At 48.2% G+C, this 15942-nt stretch carries 10 protein-coding genes and 1 other RNA gene; 2 read left to right on the top strand and 9 right to left on the bottom strand.

The annotated features are described in order from the left end of the window. Positions 1 to 47: 47 nt before the first annotated feature. The 8 genes from lysS to G3M70_01255 form a co-directional block, all read right to left on the bottom strand. Positions 48 to 1553: a lysine--tRNA ligase gene (lysS, locus tag G3M70_01290; GenBank protein ID QPJ60591.1), complete on the bottom strand. Its 1506-nt coding sequence runs from the start codon at positions 1551 to 1553 to the stop codon at positions 48 to 50. A gap of 90 nt (positions 1554 to 1643) precedes the next feature. Further along, entirely contained in the window at positions 1644 to 3230 is a 1587-nt protein-coding gene (gene rny, locus G3M70_01285; GenBank protein QPJ60590.1) for a ribonuclease Y, read from the bottom strand. 42 nt (positions 3231 to 3272) lie between these two features. After that, positions 3273 to 3860, bottom strand: a complete 588-nt coding sequence (locus G3M70_01280; protein ID QPJ60589.1) for a 5-formyltetrahydrofolate cyclo-ligase — start codon at positions 3858 to 3860, stop codon at positions 3273 to 3275. Between the two features lie 435 nt (positions 3861 to 4295). Further along, a non-coding RNA gene (gene ssrS, locus G3M70_01275) (6S RNA) lies at positions 4296 to 4472 on the bottom strand. Positions 4473 to 4558: 86 nt separating this feature from the next. Then, positions 4559 to 4861 (bottom strand): cell division protein ZapA, encoded by a 303-nt coding sequence (locus G3M70_01270; protein QPJ60588.1) that lies wholly within the window; start codon positions 4859 to 4861, stop codon positions 4559 to 4561. A 38-nt stretch (positions 4862 to 4899) separates the two neighbouring features. Beyond that, entirely contained in the window at positions 4900 to 5178 is a 279-nt protein-coding gene (locus tag G3M70_01265) for a hypothetical protein (protein ID QPJ60587.1), read from the bottom strand. Positions 5179 to 5336: 158 nt separating this feature from the next. Further along, positions 5337 to 7424, bottom strand: coding sequence for a phenylalanine--tRNA ligase subunit beta (locus G3M70_01260; GenBank protein QPJ60586.1), 2088 nt, complete (start codon positions 7422 to 7424; stop codon positions 5337 to 5339). Positions 7425 to 7522: 98 nt separating this feature from the next. Continuing rightward, the gene (locus G3M70_01255; GenBank protein QPJ60585.1) at positions 7523 to 10255 is read right to left on the bottom strand and encodes a hypothetical protein; all 2733 of its coding nucleotides are present in this window, start codon (positions 10253 to 10255) and stop codon (positions 7523 to 7525) included. A 103-nt stretch (positions 10256 to 10358) separates the two neighbouring features. On the opposite strand from G3M70_01255, the gene rnr reads away from it, so the two are divergent. Together rnr and G3M70_01245 are read left to right on the top strand one after the other, a co-directional pair. After that, positions 10359 to 12473, top strand: a complete 2115-nt coding sequence (gene rnr / locus G3M70_01250; protein QPJ63669.1) for a ribonuclease R — start codon at positions 10359 to 10361, stop codon at positions 12471 to 12473. Positions 12474 to 12506: 33 nt separating this feature from the next. Next, a complete protein-coding gene (locus tag G3M70_01245) occupies positions 12507 to 15059 on the top strand; it encodes a DNA internalization-related competence protein ComEC/Rec2 (GenBank protein ID QPJ60584.1) in 2553 nt (850 codons plus the stop codon). Positions 15060 to 15178: 119 nt separating this feature from the next. On the opposite strand, the gene G3M70_01240 is transcribed toward G3M70_01245, so the two are convergent. Then, positions 15179 to 15940 (bottom strand): N-formylglutamate amidohydrolase, encoded by a 762-nt coding sequence (locus G3M70_01240; GenBank protein QPJ60583.1) that lies wholly within the window; start codon positions 15938 to 15940, stop codon positions 15179 to 15181. Positions 15941 to 15942 lie beyond the last annotated feature (2 nt).

Below are 15942 nucleotides of genomic sequence, written 5' to 3'. Positions count from 1 at the left end.
TGGAGGTGAGAGAAAGCCGGTCGAAAAATAATTAAATGTCTTCCGACTCATCCTTCTTTTTTAAGTTGGGGAAAAAATATGACGTCGCGGATGGATTGCGAATTGGTGAACATCATCACCAGACGGTCAATCCCGATTCCTTCTCCCGCAGTCGGAGGCAAACCGTATTCCAGGGCTCGAATAAAATCGGAATCCATGCCGTGTGCTTCTTCATCACCGGCTTCTTTTTGTTGGACCTGGTCCTCAAATCGTTGTTTCTGGTCAATGGGGTCGTTGAGCTCGGTGTATGCATTGGCCAGTTCCTTGCGTCCGACAAACAATTCAAACCGTTCCACAAGAGATGGATCGTCTTCTTTCTTTTTTGATAGAGGGGACAACTCCAATGGATAATCGATGATAAAGGTGGGTTGCACCAGTTTGCTTTCAACAAATTGGTCAAACAGTTTGCCCCACAGCTTCCCCAGATTATCACTTTTTTCCAGTGGAATGTGGTGCTGCTTTGCGAAGGCCGTGGTCTGTTCGATATCATCCAGGATATCATCCGGAACCCCGCCGATATCTACAAGGGATTTTCTGAAGGGAAGGCGGGCAAAGGGTTGTGAGAGATCGATTGACGCCTCCTGAGTTTCTCCGCCTTCATCAAAGGTACAGGGGAAAACCAGACTGTCGAACACTTCCTGGCCAATGTAGCGAAACAAGTTTTCAGTAAGGTCCATCAGGTCTTCGTAATTTGCGTAAGCGGTATAAAACTCCAGCATGGTGAACTCGGGGTTGTGCTGGGTGGAGATACCCTCGTTGCGAAAGTTTCGATTGATTTCATAGACCCGGTCAAGTCCACCCACAACCAGGCGCTTTAAAAAAAGTTCCGGGGCAACACGCAGATACAGTTCCATGTCCAGTGCATTGTGATGTGTTTTGAATGGTCTCGCAGTGGCACCGCCTGCTATGGATTGCATCATCGGGGTTTCCACTTCGAGGTAACCACGCGCATTCAAAAAATCACGGATGGAACGGATGATACCGCTTCTGTAAACAAAGACTTCACGTGCCTCCTGATTCATGATGAGGTCGACATACCGCTGGCGGTAGCGCAATTCGACATCTTTCAACCCATGCCATTTTTCAGGAAGTGGAAGGAGAGATTTGGTCAGCAAGGTGATTTTCTTTGAAAAGATGGTGACCTCACCTGTTTTAGTGCGGGAAACCGTCCCTTCGACACCAATAAAATCTCCAATGTCAAATTTTGCGAACAGGTCATAGGCTTCTTCCCCGATATCGTTCTGGCGGACAAATACCTGAAGTTTTCCGGAGCCATCCTGTATGTGACAGAAGGAAGTTTTACCGTGTTTGCGTTTACTGACCATTCTGCCGGCGACGGTCACGTGTTGTTTTTTTTCATCCAGTGCCTCGCGGTCGAGGTCCTGGTTTTCTTCAAAAACCGGTCCCAACTGGTGTGTGACCTTGAATCGATTGATGTAGGGGTTGATGCCAGATTTGCGAAATTCATCCAGCTTTTCATACCGGATTTTGATCAGTTCGTTTGTATCGTCCATGAGGGTAAGGAAAAAAAGATTGAATGGGGGTTAAATGAAACCAGGTGCCCGAAGAATCTCGAGATCAGAATTTTTTCTACTGGCGAACGGTCAGCGGGCAGTCGAGACGAACCGGGATTCCCGCACCACCGTGATTTTGATTTCGCCGGGGTAGGTGACTTCCTTTTCGATACGTTTCCCAATGTCTTTGGCCAGAAGAGATGCTTCTTCGTCGTTCATGGTTTCGGGTAGTACGATGATGCGGACTTCGCGACCTGCCTGGATGGCGTAGGTCTTTTCGACACCTTTATAAGAGTCTCCAATTTCTTCAAGCTGGGACATTCGCTGTGTGTAGGTTTCCAGCATCTCTCTGCGGGCACCCGGCCGTGAAGCGGAGATAGTATCTCCCGTCGCGACCAATACAGCATACAGGGATTCAGCTTCGACGTCTTCATGGTGCGCTGCAATGGAGTTGATGACGTATTTGTGTTCGTTATAGCGACGTGCGATGTCAACGCCGAGTTGGGTGTGTGTGCCATCTGTGTGACGGTCAATGGCCTTGCCGATATCGTGCAGCAACCCTGCGCGTTTAGCAATTTTTACATCGAGGCCTAATTCTGCTGCCATGGCACCACAGACCCATGCCACTTCTTTTGAATGGTCGAGAACGTTCTGGGTATAGCTGGTGCGGTACTGAAGGCGGCCCAGCAGTTTGACCATTTCTCCCGGCATGCCGTCGATTCCGACATCGATGATAGCCTGCTCCCCTGCTTTTACGATTCCGGCCTCAACTTCTTTCTTGCATTTGTTGACGACCTCCTCAATGCGACCGGGGTGGATGCGACCATCGAGGGTCAATTTATCGAGGGCTCGTTTTGCAATTTCCCGACGGATCGGATCGAATCCGGAGAGCACCACAGCGCCAGGAGTGTCATCGATAATCAGGTCAATTCCGGTGCACTGTTCGAGTGCACGAATGTTGCGACCTTCACGGCCGATAATGCGTCCTTTTATATCATCGTTAGGCAGTTCAACAACCGATACGGTGGATTCCGCCACATGGTCGGAGGCCAGCCGCTGGATGGCGTAGGAGATGATTCGTCTGGCTTCGCTTTCCGCCGTTTCGTGTGCCTTTTCTTCAATCCGCTTGATTTCTTTGCCAGCGGAGAGGCGTGCCTCATCAAGGACTTCATTGCGGATGGCTTCCTTGGCTTCTTCGGCGCTATAGTTGCTAACGACCTCAAGCTTTTTGATTTGTTCTTCAATCAAATCCTGGCACTCTCTCTTCTTCTCTTCGAGCTCCCGGCTCCGGGCTTCGGCTTCTTTGGCTTTTTCCTCAAATTTGCGCTCCGCGACCTTACTTTTTTCAACAGATTGTTTCAGTTCGGACTCCTTGTTGGCCAGAACACGTTCCTGCTTGTGGAGTTCCTTGTGGTAGGCTTCCTTTTCACTTTCAATTTCGGCGAGCAGGGAGATCCGATGCTCTTTCATCTCGACTTCAACTGCTTTTTTCCGCGTTTCCGCTTCCCGCTCGGCTTCCTCAATAATTTTCTGTCCCAGTGCTTCGGACTCTTTAATTTGATATTCGCTGAACTTTTTTCGGAGGATATATCCCACCCCGAACCCGCCAATCAGACACACAACCATCGCAAGAATCAGTGTGACAGAAGTGACATGAATTTGTGAAAAAATGCCCATGAGCTTAGGACCTCATCTATATTGGTTCAAAACGCTTCTTTGTCAGGAAGCGCGGAGTAAAGTACGTTTGTCAGTGATGACCCCATTAAGAGCCTGGTCATTTGTGTCCATTGGAACATCGTCAATCACCTGAAAATCAAAAGCCAGCCCCAGCCGCAAGCAATCGGGCCGTGTGCTTGTAAACAGTTGATCGAAATATCCTTTTCCATAGCCTAGGCGGCCCCCATTACAATCGAAAGCGAGGCCTGGTGCCAGAACCAGATCCAACACATCTGGCGAAATAAACCGGGCGGGCTCGGGCTGCTGGATACCAAAAGGACCTGCTACCCAACCCTCTGTTTCATTTGGCCATCGAGCAACTCCCAGTTTATTATGGCCTTTCAGTACATATGGGATGCAAACTTGTTTTCCTATTCGCCGGGCCAGTGCAATTATTTCCTCTGTCTGTACTTCATCAGGAAGAGCCCGGTAAACCATGACGGTTTTAGCCGCCCGGAACATATTCAATTGAACTGTCTTCCGGGCAATTTCCCCGCTTTTTTTTTCAATATCCTCAGGCAGCAATCCTTTCCTGAGGCAGCTCATTTGTTGCCGTATTTTGGCTTTTGAGTCCTGGGAGCTTTTATCCATTGTCAGCTCTCCATTCGCCAGATAAAAAGCAACCGATCACGGCAAATGTACTGTTCCTTAAACTGTGTAAAACAGGAATCGGGGGTTGCAATGACTTTTGCTGTGCTCTTGGTGTGAAACCAATTTTTAAAGATAGAGTAACGATGCCTTTTTTAAGGCTTATTAGTCACCTTCAGCGGTTTCAGAGTAGCTAGAACCTGGCCTGGGAACTACGGGCGAAGAAGCGGCTTGAATATTTGGCGGGAGATGGTGTTAAGCGATTTCGTCCCGAGAATCCGGACGACATCACCATCAATAAAGTTCCCATTACTATAAATTGTATGATTAAAAACGCCACTTGAATCGTGTCCGTTACTATTTTCTAATTAATGAGTTCCTGACCGGGGCGGCAATCTTGAAATTGCGCCTTCCCCCACCTTTAAACAAAAAGGGGAAGGCTTCCCCGCTGTGCCGTGTAAAAAACAATTATTGAACCTGCCAAGGACAGGTGGGATCTCCGTTTCTGCTTCAGGCTCCCTCGCATGGAGGTATGCACACCACAGATGAGTTTCAATCCCGTTTTTTACGAGTTGGCTCAAGAATTGACTTGTTACTCGAGCACGGCAGGGAAACCACGTTCCCTGATTGAAGTCATCCTAGCACAACGCACAAATCACCACAAGGTTTGAACTCGCGGCGAGAAATGCAGATTTAAAAGCTCAGGCCAGACCTGTTTTTACCTGGGAAACAAGGGATGAAACTCTTTGGTTTATTTCTTCCTGGCGGGATTCCTGGTCTTCTTTAAGGGTGGCCAGTTCCTGCCTGACCAGGGCCAGTTCATGGGCCAGATTCAGTGCAGTGAGAACCCCCAGATCCAGTGTGGACAATTTTGCCGAGCCAGTGGATAGCTCCTGCATTTTGTTGTCAACATATTCTGCCAATTCCTGCGGATCAATATCTCCCGAGGGGGTTTTGACTGTGTAGGTTTTTCCGAAGATTTTTATTTTTGAACTTTGTGACATGAATTGAGGGGCTGGAAGGGAAATAGATAGAGAACTCACTAAAGAAAATCAATTTTCTCCATAGACTCAAGAAGGCGTTTCACGCGTGACCGTAACTCACCTCTTTCCTGTTCAAGCTTTTTTTGTCTGGATTCAAGATCCTTGACCCGTTGGACTGCTCCCCCCAGTTGTTCAGATTGTTCAGCCTGTTCTTCCAACCGGGATTTTAAGAGCGTACATTCTTCCTTGAGTGCGCAGTTTTGTTCGCGTAATTGACGGGTTTCCTCTACGAGGGCAGGGATCAGATTCTCCAGCTCTTCCAAGGGAAAATCAGACATAAACCATCCTATCACCACACATTTTTCGAGTCAACGCCAGCATTAGCAACTGCCCGCAGCATATTTTTCAATTAATAATGCGTTTCCCATTAGTCCCATATTTTTTTGTTTTACGACAGAGTTTTTTCGGGTTTTGAAAGTGAATTCAACTGAAAAAATCAGGCGTCACGTAGATGGGCCTGGACTTTTTCGACCAACTGTTTAACGATTTCTTCGAAAATCGGGTTTATCTCTTCATCGGTCAGTGTTCGGTCAGGAGATTGAAATGTGAGCGCGAATGTAAGGCTTTTTTTGCCGGGTTCCAGTTTTTTTCCCTCAAAATGATCATACAGTTCGGTCTTTTTCAAGAGGTGGGTGCCTGCTTGTTCGATGACCTGGCAGATTTCGTCGGCCTTTACTGATTTATCTACCAACAAAGAGATGTCCCGATAGATTCCAGGGAACTTGGGCAAGGGTTCAAATCGAACTGTCGGTGGCAAGGCGTTGACCCAGCCTTCAAGGTCAATTTCCAATGCAAACAAGGGTTGATCAATTTCGAACTTTTTAGCGAGTGTGGGAGACAACTCGCCAAGAGAGGCAATGGAAATTTTTCCTACAAAACAATCTATAGAGGTGCCTTGTGCCAGGTAGGGTTTCGCTGTGGAACGATAATCGCCTTTAATTCTGAAATTGGAAAGCAGGGACTCCAGGGTTCCCTTAATATCATAAAAATCATACCCCTTCCCGATCCCCGTCCAAACATCTGGAGGATAGGGGCCGGTGACGATCGCAGCGAGGCAGGGCCGTTCAACAACCTGGTCGTCCTTTTGGAAAAAGGCAGAGCCTATCTCAAAAAGACGCAATGATTTTGCTCCGTGCCGAATGTTGCGAATACTTGATTTAGCAAGTCCGGGAATCAGGCTGGTGCGCATGGTGCCGAGGTCCACGCTTATTGGATTATCGAGTGAAATGGTAGTGGCCTCGTTATTTGCAAAGGCTTCAATAAAATGTTCAGTGATGTCTTTTTCCAGAAAGCTGTAATTTATGGTTTCCGTAAAACCCAGGTTACACATCAACTGATTAAGAGCGCGACTTGTCGTTTGGAGATCCGTGGGCTTTAAAGGAGTGAGTTGTCCCGAGGGATCGGTGATTTCGATTTTATCGTAGCCATGTAACCGGGCGACTTCTTCTATCAAATCAATTTCCCGTTCAATCATCGGCCGCGAGGCAGGAACAGTTAAATCGAACCGAGCCTCATCTGCTTGCTCTATCTTCATATCCAGAGCTTCCAGGTATTTCCTGACAGTATTTGGATCCAGGCTGGTTCCAAGGATGGCGTTACAACGATCTGTACGGAAGACCAGGTTTGCTGGCTGGCGTGGTGAGGGATAAAGGTCAATTTCGCCCTGGGCGATGGTTCCTCCGGCAAGTTCTTCTATCAACAGCGCGGCCCTTGCTTGAGCTGAAACAATGGAATCAATATCAATGCCTCGTTCAAAACGATATGAAGAGTCTGAGCGCAGGCCGTATTTCTTCGATGTTTTTCTAATGGAGGATGGATGGAAACATGCACTTTCCAGAACGATATCCGTGGTGGTTTCGGTGACCTGGCTATTGGCGCCTCCCATAACACCGGCGAGGGCTACCGGTCGTACACCATCAGCTATTACCAGTGTGTCCGGCTCGAGTGTCAATTGACTGCCATCCAGGGTTTCGATGACTTCTTTGTCTTTTGCTCGACGGACAATGATTTGGTTTTTTTTGAGAAGGCTGAGGTCGAAAGCGTGTAAGGGCTGGCCATATTCCATTAAAACAAAATTGGTGATGTCGACCACGTTATTGATTGGGCGTAACCCGACCGCGGTTAAACGGTTTTGCAACCATGGCGGTGATGGCTTTACCTGAACGTTTTCAATAACAAGGGCAGCATAACGTGGACACAGTTCCGGATCATCCAGGCGGACGGATAATTTGTCCTTGATGGCTGGTCCCCGATTAGCTTTTTTGAGATCCGCTTCAGGGTTTGAAAGGGAAAGAGTGCTTTTTGTCAGTGCAGCCACTTCACGTGCCACGCCGATGTGGCTAAGACAATATCCCCGATTTGGTGTGACATTGAGTTCGAGAACGTCTGTTAATTCACCGCCATCCAACTGGATTTCTTCAAAGGCCTCGATTTCAAGCCCCGCCATGGTTAACAGGTGCCCTAAATCAGGTGTGGGAAGGGAACAATCGACGTATTGCTGGAGCCAGTCCTTTTGTATTTTCATAGTTGGCGATTATAGGGGATGCATTTTTAAAATGAAAGTCGTTAAGCAGTAGAAATAGAAGGGTGGAGCTTATTGCAGGAGAAGGAAAAAACTTGCCCCTAGTTTACACCAGTAGGCATGTGACCGGGTGCCATATCCGGGTGTGACCCAGTGTCGTTAATATCACCAACAAAGGAAACGGCAAATCCGCTCAAAAAACCCTCGATGACCACTGCTCCCCAGTAGCTGAGCATGGTGACATCCGGCAACCCTCCGCCAGGGCCGGGAATGACTTCGGTTGGTTCGCTTGCGATGGGGCCGAAACGGACGCGTCCGCTGCCAAGTGTTCCGATTATAAAGTTTGCGCCAGGAATATTTCCGGGATTAATGTTGGCATTGGTCGGCTGGGCAAAAAATATTTTTGCGGTTTGCCCTGCATCAACCGTAAATTCCTGGGTTGTCCCGAACTGGAAGCCGTCGTTATTAAATGCAACAGCACGTACTCCTATCCTTGAATTCATGCCGGCAAGTGAGGGATGGGTTATAGCGATAAAAGAATACACGTCGTCAGAAACCTGGTAATACGGAGACATGACTGAAGAACTGGAGGCCAGTTCAGGGTTAACATCAATCAACCTGAGCTTGGTAAGGAAGGCATCCAACCCTCCACCGCCCAGTGTGCCCTGGAACGGGGTTTCCGTTTGAAAATCCGTTGACCCGGTGAAGCCAACGACATAAGCGTCTAAGGCCGAGTCGACCGCAATTCCTGTAGCTTGCTCCGTTCCGGTGCCGCCAATATAAGTTGACCAGGATTGCAGGTTGCCAAAGCTGTTAAAGCGAGTGGCAAAACCATCGGATCCGGAACCTCCGTTAAGGTCGCCCTGCAGGGCATTCCTGACGGGAAAGTCTGTAGAGTCAGTTCGCCCGGCAACCAGAACGCTGAAAGCGGAATCTACAGTTACGGACATTCCTTCATCGAAAGCGTCGCCGCCAAGGTAGGTCGAGAACTGGAGCCCATTGCCGTCAACCAATATGCGTGAGACAAAGGCATCGGTCCCTGACCCTCCACTCAAGGCACCCTGAAACGGTATCGCTGTTGGAAAATTGGTTGAGGCTGTGCGCCCGGTGATCACGAGTCGGTCGGCGTTGTCCACGGCAATGTCGTTTCCCACGTCTTCCCCGGTTCCTCCAAAATAAGAGGAAAAGGCAAGGGAGGCGCCATTGCTGTTAAATTTTGTGAAGAAGGCATCGTTGGCCGTTCCGGTGCCATCACCGATATTTCCCTGGAATGGGCTTTGGGTTGGAAAGTTGGTGGATTTTGTACTGCCTGTAAGATATGCGTTCTGGTCTGAATCCAAGGCCACCCCTCGTCCCAAATCTTCCCCGGTGCCTCCCAGGTAGGTAGAGAAAATAAAAGACAATCCAGATGGAGCGATTTTAGTTAGGAACACATCGTTTCCAGCCCCTCCTGCAAGTGCCCCCTGAAAAGCCAGGCTGGTGGGGAAGTTGGTTGAGTTTGTTTGGCCTGTAACGTAGACATTTCCAGAGGAATCAACTGTAATGCCGTGTCCTTGATCCGTGTTGCCCCCTCCCAGATAAGTTGAAAATACTAGCGAAGCGCCGTCAGCGGAAAGTTTGGTAACAAAAGCATCCTCACCCGCTCCGCCACTCAGGCTGCCCTGCAAGGGGTTTTGAGTGGGGAAACCGGTCGATGTGGTACGCCCGGTTATATGGGCTTGTCCGCTGCTGTTTACGGCAACGCTAAGGGCTTCATCGAAACCAATTCCACCAAGATAGGTTCCATAAACCAGAGAGGTACCATCGGCACTCAGTTTGGCCACAAAAGCATCTGAGCCACTACCTCCGGAAAGGCTTCCCTGAAAAGCTCCCTGAGTGGGAAAATCAGAGGAGGTCGTTCTTCCTGCTATATAGGCATTGCCTGAAGAATCCAGGGCAATATCGAACCCAACCTCGGCACCTGAGCCTCCAAGGTAAGTTGAATAAGTTCTCAGTAAAAGGACCGGGTCGATGATCAGTGGGTGGTCAGGATCATAATGGGCAATATGAAACCCCACCCGGTTTTGGCTGTCGAGTGTGTAGCCTCCTTCACGAGATATTTTTTTTCCGTCGATGACCTGATAAATTCGGGGAGCATCTTGAGACAGGGTTCCATTGGAGGTCCGGATATTCAGTCTTCCATTGGATCCAATGTTGAGAGATTGTGCACCCTCAAAATTAAGGCGAATATTTTGAAAGTTTGCTCCAGGGGCTACGATAAAATCGTATTCAGGTTGCTGTCGGTTACCATAAAAAACGAGATCTATGCCGGGATAAACCCCCGGGTAACGTACGGCTAGGTAGGTTTCTATATCCGTGTGCCACTGATCCTGTTGATTACCTGAAAAATAGTGGAACCGCGTTTTTTGTAGAGATTCACCTACTGGAAAGGAGGGTCTGGCATTTTCCCAATGGAGTTTTAAAAGTGAAGTTTTTCCCGTTTCATTTTTCAGCGAAACTTTTTTTTCTTTGGCTTGGTTTGAAAAAAGTATGGTGGCGCTGGTGTCATTAAATAATACTCCATACCCAGACCCACGGGTTAGATAATGCACCTCTTCCGGAGCCTGCCCGACATTTCGTTCAAAATAGAGGGGCAAATGTTGAATGCGGGTAGACATTCGGTCTGAGGTTTGTCCTCCTGTTCTGGTGACTTCCGGTTTCTTGAACTTACCTGCTTTCTTCCCGTTAGTCGTGCTATAACCAAACCAGACCAAACTAAAGGCAACGAAAAGAGTTGCCACCGTGAGGAACCTGATAGATGATCGAATTTTAGGATTTTTTATAGCTGCAAGCACGAGCGTCTCCTTGGTACGTCTTATCGGTAGGAAAATTGAATGGGATTACCTGAAAATTGACCCTGGGTTGTTCGTCTGGGTAAATTATAACTATTTGAAAGATATGGATCTAAGTAGCGAAAATTTAATTCGTCTCATCCAGAAGAAGACCAATCGACCGCTAAAATTTTCTGAATTAATGCGAACCTTGAATGTTCCTGAGCCTCAACGTCGGGAATTTCGAGGGCAAATTAAGGAAATGGTGGAAGAGGGTGCCCTTGTTAAATTGAAGGGAGGGCGTTATGGCTTGCCCGACGAGATGAGTCTGGTTTCCGGAATGCTTAAAGGGCATCCGGATGGATATGGTTTTTTACTGACCGATGCGAGGGAAGCGGACCTTTATGTCGGACGGAAACAGATGAACGGAGCCATGCATCAGGACAAGGTGCTGGTCAGGGTGGAGTCTGGAAAAAGCAATTGGGGGAAACCTGAAGGACGAGTAATCAGGATTCTACAAAGGGCTCATACTACGCTCGTTGGTGTGTTTGAGCCTCTTGGCCGGGACGGTTGGGTGATTCCTTCCGATGAAAATGTTTTTCACGATATTTTTATTCCGGGCAAACTGAAAAATGGTGCCAAGCCTGGGCAGATCGTGGTGGTGGAAATCACCGACTATCCAACACGTCATCAGCCTCCTGCAGGTAAGGTGCTTGAGGTGCTGGGGAAAGCGGATGACCCGCGCGTGGAGTTGCGTTCCATTTTCCACAAGTTTGGGGTCCATCAGGATTTCCCGCCTCAAGCGCTCGAGGAAGCCAGGCGGTTCAGTCCTGAACCTGTAGGCGACGAGGGAGACAGCCGGCGGGATCTTACCAGTTGGTTGACCTTCACGATTGATGGAGAGCGGGCCAAGGACTTTGATGACGCCGTTTCGTTGGAGGTGGAGGGACCCGTGTGGCGGTTGGGCGTCCACATTGCGGATGTCAGTAATTACGTGACAGAAGACAGTGCGCTGGATAAAGAGGCCTTTGACCGGGGCACCAGCATATATTACCCCGACGGGGTCATTCCGATGCTGCCAGTTGAGTTGTCCAACGAGGTGTGCAGTCTGAAGCCTTTGGAAAAGCGTTTGACTATTACCGCATTGATGGAATTCACCAAGGGAGGGGAATTGACTCATTTTGAAATATTCCCCTCGGTGATTAAAAGCCGGTACCGGTTTACCTACACAAAGGTATGGGACCTGTTGCAAAACGGTGACCCGGAAAAAGAATACACCGAGGCGATGCCAGTACTGACGGCCATGCATCGACTCAGTCGTTCGCTTCGAAAGCGCCGTTTTGAACAAGGCAGTGTGGAATTTGAAATTCCGGAACCGGAGGTGAGGATGAATCCGGACCACAGTGTTGAGGCCATCGTCATTGCAGACCGTAATCCGGCGCACCAACTGATTGAAGAATTCATGCTGGCGGCTAATCGAGTTGTAGCGAGTTATTTGACAGGGCGGAAAATCCCAGCCGTGCACCGTATCCATGAAACACCGGACCCGGATAAATTAATAACCTTTCAGGAGTTTCTGGAAAGCCTGGGATACCGGTTGCCTTCAATAAAAAAGCTGTCGTCAAAACATTTGCACAATCTGCTACAAAATGTGAGTGAAAAACCGGAAGCAAGGGCTATCAATACCCTGATGTTACGGGCCATGAAAAAGGCGATTTACTCCGAAGAACCGGTCGGACATTTTGCTCTGGGTTTTGAACATTACACACATTTCACCTCTCCTATCCGCCGATATCCGGACCTCGCTATACATCGTCTGCTTAAGTATGTCCTCAAAAAGAAAAAGCTCACTCGTAAAGAATGCAGTCGGCTCCGTCAGATCGCGGCAGAGGTGGGTGCCCAGTCAACTGACCGGGAGCTCAAGGCACAGGGTATTGAACGTGAAGTGAACGACCTGAGACGCGCCCAGTTTATGTTGGATAAAGTGGGCCATATTTATGACGGGATAATATCCGGCGTGCAGGCTTTCGGTTTTTTTGTGGAACTAAAGGGTATTTTTGTAGAAGGGCTTGTCCGGGTGTCAAACCTTCAGGATGATTATTATTTATTTTACGAACACGAATACAAACTGAAGGGGCAACATCGCGGGCGCATTTTTCGAATTGGCGATGAAGTCCGGGTTCGGGTGGCTGAGGTTGATTTACCGCGTCGGCGCATCGATCTTATGCTGGCGTTAAATTAAAATTCCTTTGATATATATTTTACGGGAGAGTCCGTGTCGCTTCCCCTGTTACCCTGGTTTCTGGCATATTTTGCAGGTGTTTTGCTTTCCAACCCCCAGGAGGAAAGTCTTTTCCCCTACGCCCTGGCAGCTTGCGCCCTGGTGGTGGCTGTCTGGGTAAAACTTCATCGATCCCGTTTTCGTGTTTTACACCTGTTTCTTTTGGCGCTTTTGTTCACTTTGGGATGGGTTAATGTTCAGTCCCGCAACTCGTCCCTTCCTGCCGACCACATCTGGAACTACCTGCAACATGATAAGCGTGCACGGGTTGAAGGTGTAATAGTTGATCGTCCCAAACAATTTCCTGACAAAACCCGCCTTCTGGTTTCCATTCGAAAAATAAATTATGGAGATGGATGGTTTCCGATTTCAGGTACGGGGCAGATCAACTTATATGGTGACCCTGTAGATTTAAAGTGGGGTGATCGCGTGCGGTTTCCTCCGATTCGTTTAAAGCGGCCACTTAATTTTCGTAATCCCGGACGTTTCGACTTTGAAAAATTCATGGAATCTGAAGGGGTTGATGTTATGGGGGGCACCTCGCAAAGGAAAAGTCTTCAGGTTCTGGGCCAGGAACCGCTTTCACGGATGGATGCAGCCCTCTTGACGTTGAGAGACCACATGTCTGACCTCCTTAAGCAGAGTCTGTCGTCTGATAATCGAGCCATGATCAATGGTTTGTTGTTCGGGGAAAAGTCGGGTATGTCTGATGAAGTGCTGGAAGCCTATAAGGTAACCGGCATGGGGCATTTGCTTGCAGTGTCAGGGTTACATATCGGTTTTGTTGCCCTGATTTTCCTGTGGGTCACTAACAAGGTTCTTTTCTCCCTGATGTGGCGGTTCAAAAGAGAGTGGGCTCAACTAGGGTATTCCCAAAAGGGCGCGGCTGGCGGAGCCTTGCTTGCGGTGTTGTTTTATATGGTGCTGGTTGGTCCCAAAGTATCGTCCATTCGGGCTGGTATTCTGGTGATGGCAATTTTGATTGTTTTATGGATTAACCGAGAAAGACAAATATTAAACACCCTCCTGCTGGCGGCTTTTCTGATTTTAATCTGGAACCCCGGAGCGGTTTACCAATTGAGCTTTCAATTGTCGTTTTCTGCTGTTCTCTCGATTGTACTCGCGCTCAAATGGGTAGCGGAGCCTACCGATGATCCATTGGAAAGGATTGGAGAAATTGCCTGGTACAAACGATGGACAGTAAACGATGTTCCGACAAAGGGATGGGGCAATAAACTGGTAGATATCATTGCTGCCTCAGCTTTTATTTCTTTAGCTGCTTATATCGGAACTTTTCCTGTAATGTTGTGTCAATTTCATCATATCAGTCTTGTTTCACCTTTAATAAATATCCTGCTCGTTCCGCTTGCATCGATTGTGATTCCCGCTTGCCTGATGGTTTTATTTTTGGGGATTTTAGTTCCTGCTCTTTCTATTGCCTTGCTCACACCATTAGGGTGGCTGGCAGGATTGTTCATTCAGGTTCCGGTCTGGGTGGCGAAACTCCCGGAGATGTCGGTGTATCTTCCTTCTCCCCCCTGGCCATGGCTCTTTGGCTACGTGATTTTTTTCGCGGGAATGGGCTACCGGTTTTTCCTGAAGCGCCGTGAAGCCAGGGGAAAAAAGTTGTCGGTTTTCGGTGCGCTTTACGCTCCATTAGGGCTTGGGTTGCTCGGTCTGTTATTGTTAGCCGGGTTGGTGGCTCCACGTTTACTTCATTCCAAAACCCCCCAGCTTCATGTCTGGCTTCTGGATGTCGGACAGGGTGAGTCGATTTTCATCGAGTTTCCCAATGGAAAAAATATGCTTCTCGATGGCGGTGGTTTTTTTAAGGGAGCCTTGGATGTAGGTGCCCGGGTGGTGGGTTCTTTCCTCTGGAGTCGGGGAATAGGAGAAATTGACTATCTCGGAGCTACACACAGTGATCAGGATCACATTGATGGAGTGGAATCACTTGTAGAAAAAATGAAGGTTGAGCATTTCCTCAATCGGCGTGACGGAATGAGTGACCGGCGGTTTTCGGCTTTGGTTTCCGAGGTGGTGGTCCGGGGAATCCCCCTGGTAGAATTCGGGCCGGAGCACCCACTGAAAATTGGCGAAGTGGTGATCAAAAACCTGCACCCCACTGAGGCTTATTACCGGAACGAAAGCAGGGTAAAAAAAGATCGGCTCAATAATGATCAATCCTGGGTGGTGATGTTGGAGTACAGGCAGTTTAGAATATTGCTTACAGGCGATATTACAGAAAAGGCCGAGCAATGGCTGATGGGGCAGGGTACGGATCTTCGTGCGCAGGTGTTGAAGTCTCCCCATCATGGTAGCAAAACCTCGAGTTCATCAGAATTTTTACAGGAAGTCGCAGCGCAGGATGTTTTGATTTCCTCCGGTTTTGCAAACTATTTTCACCATCCGCATAAAAGGGTGTTGAAGCGTTATCGGCAGGCAGGAGCCAGGGTATGGAATACGGCTCAGAGGGGGGCTTTGCATTTATCTACTGATGGTCAGAACTACAAAATTGAAACACATGAGCATTTATCTCATTGGTAAATTGCCTCGGCCAAGGGTAAGAGCGTTTCCAGTATTGAGTGCGTTTAAAACCTGAAGCTGCTGAAAAGAAACCATTGTTCGTTTTTCAGTCTCCCCAGTGATTATAGCTTCAGGTTGGTTCAGGAAAAGAATAGCTCCAACCCTTCCCTGAATGATTCTCTTAAATCTTTCAGGCGGTCTGGAGCCACCGACCGGTTGTTTTTATCAAACCATGGGGAGGATAGATACATTTTGCGGTTCATTTCAATTTGAACCCAGGGAAGGGGGTTGTTCCCGTATTTTCTGGTGATGTATCCGCCTGCGAAAGGTTCGTTTATCGTTATCTCCCCTTCATCCAGGTTGAAACTTTTTTGAAAACATTTGGACAGATTTTGCACCCATTTATCGGGGCAGCTTTTTCCAAAATTATTTCCAAGGCAGATGGAGGGCCTTTCTTTTCCTGTATCAGGAGAAATGGCAGGGCCTATGGGCTCCATCGTGTGACAATCCAAAGCCAGTTGAATTTCAGTTGCACCCTTAAAAGTGTCCTCGATCATTTTGTGGTAGGGGTCGTAATATTTTTGAACCAGAATTTTTAATGTGGCTTCGTCGGGAAAAGCGGCAGAGGAATAAATGGAATGGCCATGGCAGGTTTTTGTTTTTACAATGCCGTCGGGATTTTCAGGGGGACGGTCAGTAATATCGCGACTCAAATCAATAAAAGCTCTGGCAATGTCTGTTTCCACCAGGGTCAAAACATCCTCTTTAATTCCGTAAATTTCGCGGGTAAATGAGTCGCTATCCTCAAATAAGTCTTTTGGTGAAAGGTGTACCTGACGGGATACCTCTTCAGGGATTTTTGTCCCGCCATGGGGAATAGATATCAACAGGGGTAGTTTCATAG

It is taken from the genome of Candidatus Nitronauta litoralis (genome assembly GCA_015698285.1).
Lineage (GTDB): Bacteria > Nitrospinota > Nitrospinia > Nitrospinales > Nitrospinaceae > Nitronauta > Nitronauta litoralis.
The sequence above is the reverse complement of the archived record's forward strand: the minus strand, read 5'-3'. Positions and strand labels throughout refer to the sequence as shown.

Bases quoted from the DNA above. Each gene is read 5' to 3' on its own strand.
- G3M70_01265 (QPJ60587.1), bottom strand. From the start codon at position 5,178: ATGTCTGATTTTCCCTTGGAAGAGCTGGAGAATCTGATCCCTGCCCTC.
- G3M70_01270 (QPJ60588.1), bottom strand. From the start codon at position 4,861: ATGTCACAAAGTTCAAAAATAAAAATCTTCGGAAAAACCTACACAGTC.
- G3M70_01240 (QPJ60583.1), bottom strand. From the start codon at position 15,940: ATGAAACTACCCCTGTTGATATCTATTCCCCATGGCGGGACAAAAATC.
- G3M70_01260 (QPJ60586.1), bottom strand. From the start codon at position 7,424: ATGAAAATACAAAAGGACTGGCTCCAGCAATACGTCGATTGTTCCCTT.
- rny (QPJ60590.1), bottom strand. From the start codon at position 3,230: ATGGGCATTTTTTCACAAATTCATGTCACTTCTGTCACACTGATTCTT.
- G3M70_01280 (QPJ60589.1), bottom strand. From the start codon at position 3,860: ATGGATAAAAGCTCCCAGGACTCAAAAGCCAAAATACGGCAACAAATG.
- rnr (QPJ63669.1), top strand. From the start codon at position 10,359: ATGGATCTAAGTAGCGAAAATTTAATTCGTCTCATCCAGAAGAAGACC.
- lysS (QPJ60591.1), bottom strand. From the start codon at position 1,553: ATGGACGATACAAACGAACTGATCAAAATCCGGTATGAAAAGCTGGAT.